This is a genomic window from Pseudomonas psychrophila (genome assembly GCF_001043005.1).
Lineage (GTDB): Bacteria > Pseudomonadota > Gammaproteobacteria > Pseudomonadales > Pseudomonadaceae > Aquipseudomonas > Aquipseudomonas psychrophila.
This window is the reverse complement of the sequence record NZ_JYKZ01000039.1, coordinates 1-866: the sequence shown is the minus strand read 5'-3', so window position 1 is coordinate 866 and position 866 is coordinate 1. Positions and strand designations below refer to the sequence as shown.

Here is an 866-nt window from a genome sequence, read left to right as displayed (position 1 = left end):
TTACAACCCGGAAAGCCTGCGTTACAGCGAGGTTTTTGGGTAGTTTACGAAAAATTGTCGGTTTGGGAATTTCCGAAGAATCGGTTCAGCCAATTGCCTGTTTTTTCTGCATAAACCTTTTTCCGAAAAAAACCGAAGAAAAAATCCAAATGAAACCGTGTCAATAAATATTTTGCATTTTGAAACACTCTCTCCTAGGTTCATCCCACTTGCCAGCGAAGCCCGTTGGCAAGCGTTCTCAAACAACGTCCTCTAGGAGATACACCATGCAAGCACTGGAAAAAGACCTGGAAACTGAACTGCAACTTGACGATTGGTTTGAAGCGCCGACCCATGAGGCCGCAGTTGAAATGATGCAAGCAGACGCCGTTGTGCCGTTCGGCACCGCGATGTGGCCGGTCTAACACCCGGCAGGCATTCGGCAGGTGCTGTGCACGGCACCTGCCGAATGCCTGCCGGGTATTAGAACGGCCACATCGCGGTGCCGAATGGCACAACGGCGTCGGCTTGCATCATTTCAACGGCGGCCTCAGGGGTCGGCGCTTCAAACCAATCGTCAAGTTGCAGTTCAGTTTCCAGGTCTTTTTCCAGTGCTTGCATGGTGTATCTCCTAGAGGACGTTGTTTGAGAACGCTTGCCAACGGGCTTCGCTGGCAAGTGGAATGAACCTAGGAGAGAGTGTTTCAAAATGCAAAATATTTATTGACACGGTTTCATTTGGATTTTTTCTTCGGTTTTTTTCGGAAAAAGGTTTATGCAGAAAAAACAGGCAATTGGCTGAACCGATTCTTCGGAAATTCCCAAACCGACAATTTTTCGTAAACTACCCAAAAACCTCGCTGTAACGCAGGCTTTCCGGGTTGTAA

2 protein-coding genes are annotated in these 866 nt (G+C 48.0%); one reads left to right on the top strand and one right to left on the bottom strand.

The window, feature by feature from the left end:
* Positions 1–266: 266 nt before the first annotated feature.
* Positions 267–404, top strand: a complete 138-nt coding sequence (locus TU76_RS25455) for a hypothetical protein (protein WP_048352630.1) — start codon at positions 267–269, stop codon at positions 402–404.
* A gap of 58 nt (positions 405–462) precedes the next feature.
* On the opposite strand, the gene TU76_RS25460 is transcribed toward TU76_RS25455, so the two are convergent.
* Positions 463–600 (bottom strand): hypothetical protein, encoded by a 138-nt coding sequence (locus TU76_RS25460; RefSeq protein ID WP_048352629.1) that lies wholly within the window; start codon positions 598–600, stop codon positions 463–465.
* Between the last annotated feature and the right edge of the window lie 266 nt (positions 601–866).